12 protein-coding genes are annotated in these 16672 nt (G+C 65.3%); 9 read left to right on the forward strand and 3 right to left on the reverse strand.

Features of this window, described 5'->3' with window-relative positions; all coding sequences use genetic code 11:
- Nucleotides 1–710: 710 nt before the first annotated feature.
- From AC5L36_RS44880 to AC5L36_RS44905, 6 genes are all read left to right on the forward strand, one after another.
- Nucleotides 711–968 carry a type II toxin-antitoxin system Phd/YefM family antitoxin gene (locus AC5L36_RS44880; protein WP_441225181.1) on the forward strand — a complete coding sequence of 86 codons (258 nt, stop codon included), beginning with the start codon at nt 711–713 and terminating at the stop codon, nt 966–968.
- Nucleotides 953–1351 (forward strand): type II toxin-antitoxin system VapC family toxin, encoded by a 399-nt coding sequence (locus AC5L36_RS44885; protein WP_441225183.1) that lies wholly within the window; start codon nt 953–955, stop codon nt 1349–1351. The genes AC5L36_RS44880 and AC5L36_RS44885 overlap by 16 nt, the downstream gene beginning before the upstream one ends.
- 441 nt (nt 1352–1792) lie before the next feature.
- The gene (locus AC5L36_RS44890; protein ID WP_441225184.1) at nt 1793–2377 is read left to right on the forward strand and encodes a hypothetical protein; all 585 of its coding nucleotides are present in this window, start codon (nt 1793–1795) and stop codon (nt 2375–2377) included.
- A gap of 8 nt (nt 2378–2385) precedes the next feature.
- Nucleotides 2386–3084 carry a hypothetical protein gene (locus AC5L36_RS44895; protein ID WP_441225186.1) on the forward strand — a complete coding sequence of 233 codons (699 nt, stop codon included), beginning with the start codon at nt 2386–2388 and terminating at the stop codon, nt 3082–3084.
- 17 nt (nt 3085–3101) lie between these two features.
- Complete coding sequence (locus AC5L36_RS44900) at nt 3102–4094, forward strand: hypothetical protein (RefSeq protein ID WP_441225188.1); 993 nt, start codon at nt 3102–3104, stop codon at nt 4092–4094.
- Nucleotides 4095–4114: 20 nt separating this feature from the next.
- Nucleotides 4115–4327, forward strand: coding sequence for a hypothetical protein (locus AC5L36_RS44905; protein ID WP_441225190.1), 213 nt, complete (start codon nt 4115–4117; stop codon nt 4325–4327).
- 858 nt (nt 4328–5185) lie between these two features.
- Here AC5L36_RS44905 and AC5L36_RS44910 read toward each other — a convergent pair.
- Nucleotides 5186–7309 (reverse strand): hypothetical protein, encoded by a 2124-nt coding sequence (locus AC5L36_RS44910; RefSeq protein WP_441225191.1) that lies wholly within the window; start codon nt 7307–7309, stop codon nt 5186–5188.
- 21 nt (nt 7310–7330) lie between these two features.
- On the opposite strand from AC5L36_RS44910, the gene AC5L36_RS44915 reads away from it, so the two are divergent.
- Nucleotides 7331–8317: a PIN domain-containing protein gene (locus tag AC5L36_RS44915; protein ID WP_441225193.1), complete on the forward strand. Its 987-nt coding sequence runs from the start codon at nt 7331–7333 to the stop codon at nt 8315–8317.
- A 296-nt stretch (nt 8318–8613) separates the two neighbouring features.
- Complete coding sequence (locus AC5L36_RS44920) at nt 8614–9690, forward strand: hypothetical protein (protein WP_441225194.1); 1077 nt, start codon at nt 8614–8616, stop codon at nt 9688–9690.
- Between the two features lie 578 nt (nt 9691–10268).
- Here the strand turns inward: AC5L36_RS44920 and AC5L36_RS44925 are convergent.
- Both AC5L36_RS44925 and AC5L36_RS44930 read right to left on the reverse strand, forming a co-directional pair.
- The gene (locus tag AC5L36_RS44925) at nt 10269–12926 is read right to left on the reverse strand and encodes an eCIS core domain-containing protein (protein WP_441225195.1); all 2658 of its coding nucleotides are present in this window, start codon (nt 12924–12926) and stop codon (nt 10269–10271) included.
- Nucleotides 12927–13135: 209 nt separating this feature from the next.
- Nucleotides 13136–13675 (reverse strand): hypothetical protein, encoded by a 540-nt coding sequence (locus AC5L36_RS44930; RefSeq protein WP_441225197.1) that lies wholly within the window; start codon nt 13673–13675, stop codon nt 13136–13138.
- Nucleotides 13676–15573: 1898 nt separating this feature from the next.
- Between AC5L36_RS44930 and AC5L36_RS44935 the strand changes: the two genes are divergently transcribed.
- A complete protein-coding gene (locus AC5L36_RS44935; RefSeq protein ID WP_441225199.1) occupies nt 15574–16167 on the forward strand; it encodes a hypothetical protein in 594 nt (197 codons plus the stop codon).
- The last annotated feature ends 505 nt before the right edge of the window (nt 16168–16672 follow it).

The following is a 16672-nucleotide window of genomic DNA, read 5'->3' on the forward strand; positions in this document are numbered from 1 at the left end:
CGCTTTCGACGTCCCGAAGAGCGATCCAGCTGCCATTGTGAAAGCCGGACTCGACGGCCTGGAGGCCGGCGACTGGGCGGGCGGCCACCCGCGTGGGCGTAGAACCGGGCAGGCACGCCCGCCGGGCCGCTGAGGACGAAGTCGGCGGCCCGTTCCCCGACACCAAGCTGCCCTCGACGGCCCATCTGCATGCGATCACGTTGGATGCAGAGAACCTTACGCCCCTCAGGGCTCGCGGCTGGCTCGCACAACCGATCGCATCGCACTACCTTTCTGGCCAGGCCCCTCACGATGCGCTATCGGCCTGTTCAGGGGTCTTCAACAGCCTCGGCGTGCAGTCCCCCCTCGGCCTCGCGTCGACGAGTCGCAACGAACCTCATCTGCTCCGGGTCGAGGCCGAGATCCAGGAGAAGCCGACTCGCGGCGCCGGTCTCGTCGACCAAGATGACGGCCAGCAGACCGATCCTCTATGTACGGGTGGCCCCGCTCGCTGGCCAAGCCGCTCGGCACGGCCACCCACTGTTTGCCCAGTGTCAGCACCGGCCCGGTGGGCCGGAGGCATCACCATGCGAACCAGGCCGCGACCGTCACTGGTGACCCGGTGCCACTCCCTTTCGGCGGACTACGGCGCCGCGGCGGCGGGCGATAAGCGGCCCACGATCTACCGCAGCACCGTGGCCGATAATCTGATAATCAGATATAGTGGTGGAATGCGGACCATGACAGCTACTGAAGCATCCCGCCGCTTCTCTGATCTCCTTGACGCGATCGAGCGGGGGGAGACCGTCACGGTCACACGCGGAAACCGGCCCATCGCCGAGATCCGGCCTGCCCGCCGCCGGACGGGAAAGGATCTTCGTGAGGCGCTCGCCGAGACCACGCCGCCGGACGAGCGGTTTGAAACGGACATCGCCGAAGCCACGGCGCTGCTGACCTCCGACAGGACGGATCCGTGGGCCGGCACCTGATCCTCGATACCAACATCCTCATCGCCTATGAACGCGGCACCATCGATAGAGGAGCACTCGACAGCGACGAGCTGGCCGTGGCGGCGATCACAATTGCGGAGTACCGAGTCGGCATCGAACTCGCCGACACGGCAGAACGCGCGGCCAACCGTGCGCGAGCGCTTGTCGCGATCACTTCTGCAATCGACGTCCTCGACTACACCGAAACCACAGCGGCACACCACGCCCGACTCATCGCCCACGTCCGGCGCTCGGGGAGGCCGCGCGGCGCCCACGACCTGATCATCGCGGCACACGCCACGGAAACCGACCGCGTCATCGTTAGCCGAGACGCAGCGGCCCGATTCGGCGACCTACCCGGAGTTGTTGCGCTGCCAGCCTGAGTATCGGACCGAACGACCGCAGCCTCGATCGGCAGTTCTTCGGCTAGGCCCCTTGCCCGCCGGGCAGACACAGGTCAAGGCGTTGGCCTGTGAACTGCCGGCGACCAGCGGGGTTCCGCTGTCGCGGTGGTCCAGCGTCGAGTTGGCTGACTAGGCGGTCACCGCCGGTGTGGTCGAGTCGATCAGCGGCTCCACCGTGCGCCGCTGGCTACGCCGCGACGCCCTCAAACCCTGGCAGTACCGGTCCTGGATTGCGCCACGCGCGGCCGACGGGCGAATCGCGGCTAAATCGGCGCAGAACCGGCGCTTATGAACGCAGCGGACAAACACATTCCGTGCCCTCGACGCACCTTGACCGCCCTCTATTACCTCCTTACAGTCATGTCGGACGGTATTCAAATCGATCATTGTATCTTTGTCCGATCTAACGGGGGAGGCGACGTGTCGATTGTCCGTGTGTCCATTGCGGTTGCGGCCTTAGCTGCCGCAGCCGTCGCATTAGCGCCGTCGAGTATTGGACTCGGCGAGCAGGACGAGGCGACGAAACAGGTATCGCTCAAGGATGAGAACGTTGTGCGGCTGCCGCCGGCTTCTGCGTCGGATTACCGCAATCACAAGGTGACCACAAGCGTCGACACTTCCAATCTCGACGCCCAACTGGCCGTCGCGGCGGATCGGTACATGGCTGGCGACGCCGCGCTGAGCGCGATGTTGCAGGGTGTCGCGTACAAGGTCGTCAAGGAAGGGCCGTGGACCAGGCAGAAGACCGACCAGCGCATTGGCATCGTCCGGGAGCTGCGGCTCGAGCGGCCGGTGGATACGCCGATGCGGGAGTGGCCGGTAGCGCGCTGGGACGAAGCAGCTGACACCTACAAGGAGGGGACGTTCAAGGCGGCATATCGAGGAGTGTCATCGATCACCGTGCACATCGCCGATGCGGCGGGCGTCGTCTCACTGATTCCCGGTAACAGTGTTGTGGTCAGCAATGAAGGCAGCGGTTGGCGCGAAAACTCCGGTGGAAAGTGAGGGGAATGATGAACACACCCGTCATCGCGCAGAGCCAACGGGGCCGGCTCGCCATTCTCATGACGCTGCTGCTTCTGGGGGTTTCCGCTGCGGTCAGTGTGCCGGCCAGCCCGGCCGCCGCGGCGACCGCTCGCAACGGGCAGTGCCAGCGATTCCGCACGCCAGACAACAGTTCTTACTGGTTCAACTACGATTTCCTCGAAGAAACCGCGGACTGTGGAGCGGTCGACTGGGCGACGAGCCTGCTGTTTTGGGGCACCGCCGACATCGACTTCGTGAAGTCCACCCTGGGCGACCTCGGCTACGAGGACAGCAGCTTCGAGATCATGCACATGCCGGTGCAGAGCTACGACACCAGCGAGGTGTGGGACGGCGACGGCGGTAAGAAGGAGATCGCCTGCCCAGCGGTCGGCCTCTCGGCCAGGCACTACCGCATCTACGCGCCGCCGGAGCGTGACTACATGTGGGCGAACGGGTTCGGCTTCTTCGTGGTGGGCACGACACATATCGACGCCAACGAGTGCCCGCCGATCGGCAAGCGGCACTACGGCAGCGAGGAGACAGAGCGGCACATCGCCCAGGTCGCGAGCAACGCCGGATATCCGACCGCGGTCGACTGGTCCAACTTCCTGAACGAGGAACCGTACCGCGTCGAGGGAAGCCACACGTGGGAGAACAGCGGCCGCGCCACGTACATCAACATGTAGGCGGCAGCGGACCGATGATGCCAACAAGGATCTCAGCCCACGCACTCGCGGCGTTGTTCACGCTCGTCGCGGTGCTCGTCCCGGGTCCCGCTCCGGCGGGGTCCGGGTCGCCGGGTGAGGAAAACAGCCAGTGGTGGGCCGTCGAGCAGGCGGCCACAAGCAAGCCACTCACCCGGGCCGCACCGACGGCTTCCACGACCGTCCGCATTCCTGAGTCGGGACAACACCAGAAACTGTGGTACGTGACGCGGGTCGGCGCCCGCATCGACTTCGAGGCGGGCGGCGTCGACCGCGGCAACGGCCGTCTCGTCGCGTACGCAAATGGCAAAGCCGTAGCGCTGATCACGCTGCGCGCTCAGAAAGACGGCGTACGGATCTTTTACGACGGGGTGCTGACCGGCCCGAAGGTGACGGTGACGGAGGCCAGTCACGCAGTCGTGCAGTACACCAACTACGTGGTGGACGACTCGGCGCGCTCCGGGCCCAACACGGTGAAGTTCGCGCTGGAGGATCGAGGTCGCCTCGTCAAGCAGGTCACCATCCACCAGGACAGCGCGCTGGGGCGCACGACGATACCCCCGGAGCAGCTGTCCATACATTCGCCTGCCACGGTTACTGCCGCTCCCGGCGAGCGATTCAAGGTGCCGTACTCCGTGCGGAGCCGGCGCGAACGCGAGGATCGTCCACTGACCGTGCGCGCGCAGAAGACGGACGGCCGCCTCGAGTTGGTGTCGAGCGAGCACCGCTACAACGCGACCGGCCACGGTGTCAAAGGCCATTTCGTCGCCTCGGCGAAGGAGCCGGGCCAGTACGAGTTGTTGCTGGCCGCCAGCGGTGGATACAACGAGCCGACGAGTACGGTGCTGCTGACGGTCAAAGCGTCCGGCTGGCGGTATCCCAGTGGCATCCAAATCTTGGCGGCGCTCTTGCTGGTGGCGTTCGCATTCCTGATCCTGCCGACCACTCGCCGAGCGCGGTCCTTCCGCCGGCGGGCGCGCCGGCGGCACTGAGCGGTAGGGTTGGCCGCACCATGAGCGTCGCAAAACAGGTCGCCTGGATCGGTTTTGGCTTGGTCACCGGCGCAGTTGCCGGCGTGATCTGGGGTTGGCTGGGCAGCGACGGCTACGAAAGCTGGGACTCCGCCATCGGCACCGGTTTCCTCTGCGCGTTGGCCGGTGCTTTGGTGGCGGTCGCCGTCCTCGCCGGCCGGGGATGGGTCGCCCACCGCAGACACCGCCGCTGATACGGCGGCCGGTCCCACGTGGACTCCGTACAGCGTTGCCAGCGCCTTCGCTGTGCTAGGTAGCCGGCAGTTGGTAACGGTGGTCGGCGTCTACCGCCACCAGCTCCGACCGGTGCTGCTGACCGGCGCCGTCGCCATGGATGAGATCTTCGGGGCTGACTCGGATGCTTAGTCACCCAGATAGTCACCCAGAGACAACGAGAGGGCATATCCATCAATGGGATATGCCCTCTGATCTGCGTCGGGACGGCCGGATTTGAACCGACGACCCCTTGACCCCCAGTAGTCCAGTGGGTCAGCGGCATGCTCACGCACGTTTGCCCAGGTCGCTGCAAGCATAAATCGGCCGAGTAAAGGAGTCCCACCGGACACACGATCCGGGTCCCCGCCCAAGGCCAGACAACACAGCAGGGTGCGAAGCGCGCTGCGCAGCTGATGCGTCCACGACACCGAGGTATCACAACACTCGGGCAGCGGCGGCAGCCGGATATGGACCGCCCGCACCCAGAAGACCCCGTAGTAGCGGCAGCCAGCCAACGCGACACAGTCGCGACGGGCACGGCCCGTAGCGCGACAGCCACGGCATCGCAGCCCAGGCATTAGGGGGCCTGGCGACGCAAGACCAACACCCGCGCTACAACAACGAGCTGCCACGCCGGACCGCGACCCGCTCCCGACACTGACGATCGGCCCAGCTTCGTCACCCCTCGTAACGAGCGGATCGCGGCAGATCCGGATGCCAAGATCACTCGTTCGGACGTCATCGACATGTCGCCGAGCCGCCCGCGATCGGCGGCATGACAGTGCACCTGATCTAGCGGCTCGCGCCACCGTGCAGAGCCCTGGCCGGACCAAATATCAGGTGCCCTGCCGAGGCCGCTGTACTTCTAGGATTCGGACTGTCACGCGTTTTCCTTCAAGCTGGGCCGCTTTTTTAAGCAGATCGGCGTGGGTGTTGGCGCGATCGCGCTTCCTGGCAGCGGCTAGTCGTCGATCATCGTGGTCGGTCCATTCGTCTGTCGGGAACCACCCGACTAGGTAGATGCCTGTGTCGGTTTGTGCGTCATCGAGATAGCGCTGAGCAAGTTGCGCAGTCAGGTCTTTCTCAAGTCCTGGATTCCATTGGCCCTTGGCCTCTATCACGACGGCCAGCCGAGTCATGGAGTCGTCAGTGCTGCTCAGGTGCGGCCCGCGGTTGGCGAACGCCTCTATGAGGATGTCCGTTCGGTGACCAGCGCCATAGGGATCTGTCGGCCTGACGAGCACTTCGCGATTGATGGCGACGCCTCGGTTGCTTAGGCGTATCTTCAGTTCGTGGGCCACATAGGCGCACAGTGCGGCTTCAGGCTTGGGCCGCCATGGCTCCTCGCTCCGCCTGCGGCGCCGTTCGCGGGGCGGTGATGCAGAATCCGGCTGGCGTTGGCGGTCCCAGAGCAACTCGCCGTGTGTTGATAGGTCGCGCGCGATGTGCTCGAGGGTGTCATCCAAGAGGTCGGCGAGTTCGTGGTTTGTGCGCACCAGCCGCCGGTCAGGGTTGGCCAACAAGATGGCGACGTCCTCGGGGGCGGGTGCCATCCACAGCGACGCGTGCACTGCGGTGCGTACTGTGACGACCGCTGCCGCGAAGTCCAGGCGTTCGGGGAACCGCCGTTGCAGTGCGTTAAGCTGCTCGAGTGCGGCTGGGGTTCGCCGGTTGGTGAGGTCGCGCAGTGCCTGACGCTCCCATTCCTGGGCACTATCGACCTCTTGGAAGCCATCTGAGCGCTGCTGTTCACCCGCCGTGCGTGGCAAGGTGGTCAGCCAGCGCAGTAGTAGTGCCAGTTGCTCCTCGTCAAGCTGACTGTTGATGTCCTCAGCCCTGGCGCCGACTTGGTGGGCGAGTTGCACGCCGAGCAGGCGGGTCCGTAGGACGTCGAGGAGGGTGGATAGGTCGACGGCTCCGGAACGGAGTAGCGACTCGGCGCAGACGAGTGAATAGTCCGCCGGTCCAGCTTCGGGTTGATTCTCGATTGCGGCCATGGCTGTCGCGATCGTGGCTGCGTGCCGGATGGACATGAGTGCATGGAGAGCGCTGCGTAGGGTGTGAACGGCCTCGCGCCGTTGGTCGGAGCCCTCGTCCAATCGCAGCGTTGGTAGTGCTAGGCGCTCGTGATCCGACTCGAGGACTTCAGCTAGGCCGGGCACGGTGCTGGCGCCGTGTCCTGTCGCATCACTGATGGCTGTCACGATGCGGTATAGAGCTGTGTGGTGCCGTGAGACAAAGTCGCGGTCGCTCAGGTCGAGCTGGTTCGGTGCTGAGCCTCGTGCAAGCTCACCGATCACATATGTAGGGATGGCATCCTCGAGATCGCGGAAGGCGTGCTCGCTTGCCTCGGCGAGCAGGTGGTACCGGCGGGCATAGCCGCCGTCGGCCTCGGAACTGGGCGTGAACCACAGGATCGCGCCAACCCAGGACCGCCACACTCGGTCGGAAATTCCGGCGGTGAGGCCGAGGCGTTCGAGCAGAGCGAGTGCAAGGTATCCGGCCCAGGCGCGTTTGTCGTATCGCGTTGTCCCCCGCCACTCAGTGCGGCAGTCTTCGCTCTTGGTGAGGAAATTCCGGGCAACTTTCGGCAGAAGCTCGCTGAGCGACGGCTCCAGTAACGATGCCGCCGGGAACGTCCGGGGGTCGTCGGCACCGCTCGGCGCATGTCCGCGCCCGGTCCGCGGGTCGAACTGGAGGTTCCACAGCAGGCGCCAGAAGGCATTCAGGTCGCCTGCCGTTGCTAGCTCCCAGTCGGCGACTAGCTTGGCATGGAACTCCTCGGCCTCCGCGAAGTCGGGCGTGTTCTCGGAACGAGTGCGTTCTAGGTTGCTACGCAACGCTTCAGCGAGAGGGCTGTCGAGCCGTATCGGGTCGAAGTGAACGCGCAGCGCCTGCCACAGCGGAGTGTCTTCGTAGGCGAACGCCAGATCGTGGGCCTCCCTGTCCTCTGGGTCCATGACACTCTTGTACGGCGCGCCATGCTGCAACGGATGTCGGTGTCTGGCCGGCCCTGTCAGGATTTCGCCATGCTAGTCACCCTGACCCCTGGCGTCGACCGGGATCGCGTCCTCGAACTGCTCCGATCCGCCGCCAGCGAGATCATCAATAATCACGGCAACCAGTCTGGCTACGTACGGTGGGCGCTGAACGTCGGCCGGATGCTGCGCGGCCAGATCGCCCGTCTCGACTTGGAGCGGCTCCTGTTCACGCCGGCCTTCTACCGGCTGCTCGATCCGCCGCTGATGGGTACACCGCAAGGCCTTCAACTGCTCGAGGCGGAGATTTCCGAACGCCAGGCCTTGCTCACTGCGGCTTTCGAGACGCTTCGGGACCAGATCGGAAGGTGGAATGCCGCAGCGGGCAAGGTACTGGCGGTCGTGGACAGCAGCGTGTTCATGTCCCATCCCGCATGGGTCCAGGACGACGACCCAACGGTGGTCATCGCGAGCATCCCGTGGGCTGAAGAGCTCGGGATCGGCTTCGAGGATGTCCTTCTCGTGCTTCCCGAGGTGGTTATCCGGGAGTTCGACAGGCTCAAGGAGTCGGGAAACCAGAAGGCTCGCCACCGAGCGTCGGTGACACTTGCCGTCATCGACAAGCTTTTAGCCAATCCGTACGGCACGGTGCCGATCCGACTCAGGGACAACGACTGGGAGGCGATGACCGCGCGTGGGGAGATGCCGCGCGGTGCGGTTCACCTGCGGGTGTTTTACGACGATCCGGCGCATCGGCCGCTATCGGACGCGGATGCAGAGGTCATCGATCGGGCCGTGGCGGTGCAGACCCTCGCGGGTAAGGCAGTCCAGCTTGTGACGATGGATACCGGAATGGGGCTCAACGCACGTCGGGCCGGGCTGCTAGTGACGAAGCCGGCGAGGGAAATTGAGGCGCCGCCGCCCCAAAGTCAGTCGATGCGGGCACGCCGTCGGTCGACGGCCGGACCCGCCCAGACAGCGACGCAATGATCCGCTGCCGGGAGGTCCGGCGACTCCAGTGCCTACCGGGGCTTTCCGCGGTGCACGCATCGTCGAGGCGGCGCAACTGATTCGCCCGGTGAGCCGGAGGGGTTACCAGCTCGACAGCTTGGAGACGACGAGTGCTGCCGCGGTGATGATCCCTCCGATCGCGAGCAGAAGCCCAGCCAGTTCCGACGCGATACGCCGGCACGCGCGGATCTTGGTAGCTAGACGAGATGCCCGTCCGAGACGTTCGCGAGTCATGACTACGAGAATGGTGCTTCACTCTGCGATGCTCTTAACTGATGCAAAAAGATGATCTTCGTGAGCGGCTCCGACGCCGGCTACGTCGCCGTGACATCGATGACCTCTGGGCATATCTCGACCAGCAGCATTACGTTACGGAGTTTGCGGACGACCTTGACCGGTTGGTTGACACCGCGCGGGCGGTCCTCAAAGCAGGTCGCGCGGCGCGCCGTCCTGCGGCGCGTCAAGACGGTGCGTTCGGTGATGTGGCAGACCCGCGTCGACCGCCGAAGGGTTTGGAACAAGCGTGGGCACGATCGCTGCTCGTCGCTGCTGAAGCCTCGCGCCACGAGGCCGTAGAGGTGTTCCGCGCGCGGAACCTGCCCGGTGGCTTGCTCGCGTGGTCCGATGTTCAGACCTGGTTGGAAGATCAGAAGGCCATCGAAGGGCCGATTACCAACGACATCACGGTTACCGTCGAAACTGATTGGCTGGACTACCGCGGCCGCGGCCACATGGTGTTCGATCCGCCGATCGCCGAGGCCCGCGGTCTCCACCTCGCGTCACGGGATCTTGCCTATGCAGTTCCCGGTGGACGGTGGGTCAATCGGTTCGCGATCCGGGCTGACGGGCAACTCAATCAGCTGCGGCTATGCGCGGAGAGCCTCGCCGAGGTGTGTGGCTGGCAACCGGCGCAGGCGACGGTGTTCGTCCTGACCGGTGTCACGCCGCTGATTTCCTCGGTGCGCATCAAGACATCCGTAGTCGGCGGCGGCAAGATCACGCTGACCATCGAACCAACGGCGTCCAGCGAAGATGTGCTCAACGCCTACCACGCCGCTCGGCGTGAGCGAGGCATCGACCACCTGCGGACGCTGTCGGTGAAGCACGCTCGGCTTGCCGCGTTCGCGCTCGTCGAGTACGCGGACGTGCCGTGGGACGAGCGCTGGAACCGCTGGAATCGCGCGGAACCGAGATGGGCCTACTCGAAGTCTTCCAACTTCCGGCGGGATGCCCTCGCCGCCGCCAAACGGCTACTCGATCCCGACTCTCGACGGCGCGACGAATCGGCTCACCCGTCCATATTCTTCGACGACCCGGACCCTGCCCTAACAGCGGCCGAACCCACGACCTGAAAGGTACGATCAACGGCTCTCGACGACACCACGCTCGTGACCGGTGAGGTCCACCAAACGTTGAGGAAGCGGTTCTCTCCAAAGATGCCGTCAGCCCGCATGCTGCCAAGCGAGGCGATGATGGTCTTCAGGCGCGGGTAGTTGTCCAGCCAGGTGGCAGCCGTGCTGATCCCCCGATGTCCTCAAACGTCGCCAGCATCGGGTGTGGATCAAGGCGCCTACAAAGCTAACCCGGCCTCGATGGCGGCCTTTCCTTGGTCATTGACTCAAGCGTCTCGTACTCCCCATCAACAAGTAGACCAATGACTATGTTAAGTTCAGTCGCTATTTCGGCCGTTAAGCTCATGGCGTTTTCTTCCCGGTTTCCAGGTCCCCGTGTGGGGTCGGCGAGTCCCTCATCTTCGCCCATCCGCTTTGTCTCCGCCTGCGCCTGCTGCCTCGGCACTGCACCTTGTCGCTCGTCTCGCGCAGGCACTCCGTCGTCGCGCGCAGCGGGCAGTCGAGCGTCTCCGGGGCGAAATCACTCTCGGGGAGCACATGCCTGGGCCGTTCGTCCTGGTCTAGCAAGTCGCGCCCATTCACTGGATGCTCGATCGGTGTGCGCCGGTGAAGTCGCCCGTACGGGGATTGTGGTGGACGGTCCAGCGGGTTCGGTTGCGGTCGGTCACATACCAGGTCTCGGTGAAACCCTGGGCGCGCAGCTCCGGATTGTCTGTGCGGACCTGACCGGTGACCTCCACCTTGCCGTCGACCTGACCGACCGCCGCCTCCGGGGTCTTGTAACGCTCGGCGATCCCGGGGCCGCGCCGGGCCGCCTCCTGCTTGGCAAGGGCACGCTCGGCCTGTTCCCACTTCTCGTCGTCGGTGAGCTCCCGCTTGGGTGGCCGGCCCTGCTGAGACGGCCGAGTCGGCTTGGCCGGGCCAGCGGCGGTCGGCTCGGGTGTGGGAGCGGCTGGTTTCGGCGCAGGCAGCTGCCCTTGCTGCCGGGGCGCCGTCGGCGTGACCGGTCCGGCCGGGCTGCCGCCGGTGCCGGCGGTCGCCTCCCCGGGGCCGAGCAGGCCACGGGCCGGCGGGGAGACCTGGCCGTTGGCGACGGCGGCGACCTGCTGGCCGGTCGACAGGTTGGTGATCTCGCCGGTGCCGGTGGCCGGGTTGTAGGTAGCCCGGAGGTACTGTCCGGTGGGCCGGTGGTACGCCATCTGACTCACCACGCCGGTCTGCGGGTCCACCTGCGGTGCGGAGTAGATGACGTCCGGCTCGACCGTGGGTTTGTTGGTGACCGCGGGCGGGCCGCTCCGGCCGGTGGTGGCTGAGAGCGCGCCCGCGATCGCCACGAGCGCCATGGTGACGTCGATGAAGCCGCCCGCCATCAGGCCGCCGGCCGAGTCCTGCTGGGCGCGGGTGAACACGTCGTTGGCGCCGGTGCCGAGGTGGAAGGCGTACCCCTGCTCGATGGCCTCAGCACCGGAGGCGAGCTGAACCGCGGCGAGCGCCAGCCCGAACGGGGGAAAGATGAGGGCGAGCAGGGTGAGGATGAGGGTGGCCCCGATCTTCACGATGGCCCAGATGTGCTCGGACCGCTCGTCGTCCGCGACCGCTTCCCGCACCTCGGCGTCGGCGCTCGGCAGCAGGTCGTGCAGGACCGGGCCGAGTTGCAGGTAGTTGATCCGCCCGGCGGCGATCATGGCGCTGAGCTCGCCGTAGTCGGCTCGTCGCTGGGCGATCCGGGCGAGGATGGTGGCGCGGAGATGGTCCGGGGTCATGGCGCTGCCCAGGCTGAACACGTCGTCCGGGATGATTCGGTAGCCCTGGTCGCCGAGCGGGGCGACGACCGGCCGGATGGCGTTGATCGCAGCCTGCACCCGGGCGCTAGCGCTGCCATCGACTGCCGCCCAGGGGTCGGTCGGCCCGGGTGGCTGTCCGGCGAGCCCGGACAGCCGGTCGGCCGGCGAGGTCCAGGCCGGCCCGACATGCGCATGGTGGCGGGACAGTTCGTCGGCGCGGACGATCTCGTGGCAGCCGGTGCAGGCCCGCCACTCGCCGCGGGCCTGGTGCTCCTCGACATTGCGGCGGAACGGGTTCGGGTCGTTGCTCCAGGCGTTGAAGGCCGGCATCCCGCCTGTACGCTCCGCGGTGCCCCGCAGGTCGGCGGCGGACTGGGCGAGGACCTGGGTCTGCAGGCCGGCGGCCGAGAACTGGGTCTCGATGAGCACCCGCCACTCGTCGAGGCTCGCCTGGTTCTGGGTGAGCCGGTGCTGCGCGGACAGCAGGACGGCCTGCTGGAAACGGGCGTGCCGGGCGGCAACGCCGTCCCCGGAGCCCGGCGCACCGGTGCCGCCCACCAGCCGGTTCACCTGCTCCTTCTGGAGGATGTCCTGGTTCTCGCGCGCGGCGGTGTACTCCGGCGTGCCGGGGACAAGCGTCGCGAGGTGCCCGTCGAGAGTCCGCAGTTGCTCGGCGAGATCACCGTCGGGCAGGTTCGCGGTGTACTGCGGGGTAATCGACATGAGGCGTACGTCGTCGGCTAGCGCGCGGGCGACCGTCCCGCCGGATCCGCCCGGCATCTGCACCGGCCCGCCGTTCGCGAATTGCTCTGCGGCCGCCTCGGCGGCTCGCTCGGCGGGGTCCGCCGGATCGCTGAACCAGGTCGAACCGGCACCGCTCGGCCGGGCCGGGCCGAAACTTTGCTGCACCACGTGTGTCAGCTCATGCGCCAGCAACCGTCTGCCGCCGGCACTGCCCGGGTCGTACCGTCCCGGGGCGAAATAGGTGTCGCTACCGATCGTGAACGCCGCCGCCGCCGCCCGCGCGGTCGCGTCGGCGGCCGCCGCGTCGTCATGCACGCGCACCGCCGAGAAGTCGGCGCCGAACCGGGCCTCGGCCTCGGCCCGGAACCCGTCCGGCAACGACCGGCCTGCACCGGCGGCCGCGACCGAGCGCTCGAACCTGTCCGGGGTCGCGTCAGCCGAGCGAGCGGAGCTGTCGACCAGCCGTCTGACCGCGCCGTTGCCGGCCATCCCGAGGCGGGCGATGACCGGGCCGAGGTCGCCGGGCTCCGCCTCCGGACGCGAGCCCGCCAGGAGCCGCGAGACCGCGGAGTTGCCCGCGCCGTGCAGCGGGTCCAGCGCTTGCGGCACGGCCCGTTCCGCGCGTTCGGCCGGCTCCGGAACGACCTCGCGGGCACGGACCCGTTCCTCACCGACCAGCCCGTCGCGTCCACTTGCCTCGGCTACCACCCACCCATCGTGCCCAGATCCCGCCTCGGAGTACGCGAAAGAGGCACCCACCCGACAGGACGCGCCGCGCCGTCGTCGCTAGCCCTCCAGTAGTTGCCGCTCGGGTCCCAGGACGAACCCACGGCCCTGCCGGCCCCCTGGACAGAATGCTCAGGCGGTGGTGATGTCGACCCGAGGGGTTGGCGACGTGGATGCCGAGGACTCGATCGTTACTGAGGACCAGTCTGATCCGGTCGAGTCTTCGCCGGGCGGCTGCGTTGGCTGCAGGTGGTGTACGGCGTCCTCGAGGGCATCGGGCTGTACTCGATGATGCGGTTGGCGGCGGCGTTGAACCGCACACCGGCGATGTCCTGGCAGATCAGGATCGTCACGCCGTCGCTGACGGCCCACCGGACGCCCAGCTCCAGATAGACGTTGGGATTGGCGCCGGTCAAGTCGGCAACGTAGATGTCGGCGTCCGTCGCCCCGGCGAACATCGAGTGATGTACCGGGCCGGCTGCCGACTTCTCCTTCTCGATGACGAGTTCGACGTCGCAGCCCAGCCGCCGCCGAACCAGCTCCGCGGCAGGCTCAAGTAGCCGCCGGCGGATCGCGGGACAGTCTGTCCAGCCAGCCGACTCTCCCATGGAGGTGCCCGGCATCGCCACGAAGCACCGCAGCATCCGGGCGCCAGGCGTGAAGGTTGATTCGGCTGCGGTCCCGAAACCATCGGCCGTAGCGGTGGGGACGGGCTGCGCGCGTCGGTCCATGGCGTGTAGCAGCTGCAGCTGCCGCCACCGCGACCGCCAGGGGCTCTAGCCGCGGGTCCTGAGAGGTAACCGCGCGGCGACGCGGGTCCCAGCATGTATAGCGTCTGCACCAAGGCGCTGAGGAAGTCCAAACGCGGCAGGCGCTTACCGGCCAGCGCCTCACTGACAGCGGACTGCCGAGGATGGTGTGCGGCAAGTCGCAAGTGGGAATAGCACGTGGCTGATTCACGGAGGCACCTTTGCCGTCCTAGCAGCCAGTCCTTTACCATCTTTCGTTCGTGTTGTGGTCATTCAGAGATCCCACGGATGGCGGGGAAACATGCCAATCCGACTCGCGAAGAACCTGAGCGGCTTGATCCGGGTTGTCACGCACGGCCGATCGCAGCTGACGAAGCCGCCAGTTGACTCGGCCCCGACATACGACATCTTCCCAACCGTCTTGGGCGTCCACGCCAAGTTCACGGATTAGGAACTCCAAGAGATCCTCGAGACAAGGGCGGAACCGTTCGCCCCCTACAGGAAGGTGCATTGCCGACAGATCTCGTTGATTCTTGGTAGAACCCCGCGCGGCATCGGCCGCAGCTCGAAACACTTTGTCGAAGCGATCCCTCGGAGCGTGCACGTGCCAATGAGCCACTGGAACGTTACGCATATCACTTCGGTACTCCAGGCGAACAAGCGGAATGTTGTCGTCGGCAGACCACACTTTAATATCAGACCGTACCGCCTTCAAGTACCGATCTGCATGGTCAAGCGTAAGAAAGAACACGAGGTCTAGATACGCTAGCGTTGTCCCCCGGATCGTAAGATCGATCCAGCGGCGTCGACCTTCGCCGTCTGGATGCACCAGGAAGCGACCACTTGCTGGCAGGTGCTCAGTTACGAGAACCGCTTGCGACGGCAAGACGCCGTCAAGAGTTTGCTGCACCTCGACGGCAAAGTTAATTGATCGTTCTTCCAGAGAGAAGTTTTCGTTTTTCATAGCACTCGTACCTAGCCGATATCTTGGTCCCGTCCCAGAAGGTAGTTGATCTCGTCCAGTTGCTCTAAACACTCCCATTCCGGGCCGGAGAGGTCACTCTCGACCTGCTTCCGGCGTAGGTCGATCTCGGAGGTGCCTATTTCTGCCAAGAGACTATCGCGGCGCCTCAGTAGCTCCTCCACGGAGACAGTAAAGACTTTAGGTGTCATACCTTCCTCCCGCGTAGGCCCCATCAGTGATATTTCGTCTTATCACCCGGTCCACAAAAAGTCAACGAGGGAAATCCGCCCTAAAGGCGAACCGAACCAGGGTGTCCGAATTCGAAGGTCACCCGCAAGGCAATGACCTGAAACCTCCCGTATCTCAAGTGGCTGCCGTTAGCAGCGGTAATGCTGTTGCGGAAGAAGGGTTGGTCGCGGGCGCGAATTATGACACGCAATCTTGCGCGTCGGCCCCGGTGGCGGGTTGGGGGATGGTCGCGTGAATTATGACCGCCCGCCCGTCAGCCCGTCAGCCCGCCGGTTCGACGGGCGGCGACAACGGAACGGCTTGCGGTGCGGTGGCGTACGACGCCGGTTGATCACTCAAGCGGAACGTGCCCCGCTACGGATTGACATGATCTAGACATGCAGTCACATGGGACAGCCGAATTTGCGACTCTTCCGACGATGACCTATGGGATGCTTGGCGCGACGGGTTGCTCAACTCGTGAGGAGGGATGTGCCATGATGGGTGGGAATGATGGTCTGCGCGAAGCTATAGAGGCGCGGCGAGAAGAAGTAATAGCGGGCGAGTCCGGCTTCATCGGCGAGTGCCGCGAAGCAGTGCCGTTCGGGGAGACGTTTTACGTAGTCTCAAGTGGCAGGGAGTACCTCTCCTGCACTCACACGCCCCCTCACACTCGCGAGGTGGACTGATGCTGGCTCCTTTGAGAGTGCCACTCGCCACCGCACTGTACGCGCTGATCGGTATTCTACTGGCGAGGTATTGGTACGATGGGGTTCATTGGCCTACGTGGACGACCTTGGGCGTAGCCGCCGCTTTGGCTTTTTGTGCCGCGCCGACTGCTCGCAGCCAGATAACGCGAAGGCCATTGCTCGCCATGCGTATCTTTGAAACCTACTCCTGGATCAACGGCCTCCTTGCGGCGGTTGCTGCGTGCGCCACGGTTTTGGTGACCGTGAAACTCGCCGCTGCCGGAGGGGATGACGATCCGTTGAAGGAGCTGGTGACTCAAGCCAGCGCCGCGCTGACCACGCTGATCGGCGGGATTGTCGTCGCGACAAAGGACGTCGACGAAACGCTCGGCAAGCGGATTGCTAAGGAATTCCAGGCAAAATTTACAGTGCAGGGCCAAGAGCAGGAAGGCAAAGTTACGTTAGAACGAGACTCGGCGGCACTGCTGGCAGTATTCACCAAATATGAAAACGGTTGGACCGACTGGTCAGAAGATACCCGAGCCGCGAGAATTAAGTCCCTTGAGGACAATCTTGTAACCGATAGGGTGTGATCTCAAATCACTATCGCCCACCAATGCCTGTCGTCTATACGAAACCATCCGCTCATCGGCTAGATGAGTAGGTTTGGGCGACGTGGCCGCGTTTGCAGGCGAATCACCACGTCGCTGCGTCATCAACTTTCATTCGAACCTTCGCCGACGGTGGGGAGGCTATGGTCACCGAACGCGGGCGCTCACGCAACGCGTTACCACGATCTGGCGCTGTCCTCTCAAGGGCCGGTCGCAGGGCCTCGACGCCATTGATGCGAACGCCACCACGCGTGATCACGTGCACTGTTCTCGGCATTTCAGGACGTTGGGGTCGCGGAGTCGACACGGCCAGGGTGGACATCTGGAGCCCCATGCCGCTGCGTCGCTCCCTCCACGGTTGCTGGTTGGGCGACGACCGTCGCCCCACGGCCGCACCCGTCGCTACCCTCGACCGGTCATGATGCGTATCTCGGTTGTCGGTAACTCCGGCTCGGGCAAGTCCACACTGGCCAGAGCCATCGCCGCC

This window comes from Phytohabitans sp. LZ39, assembly GCF_059359075.1.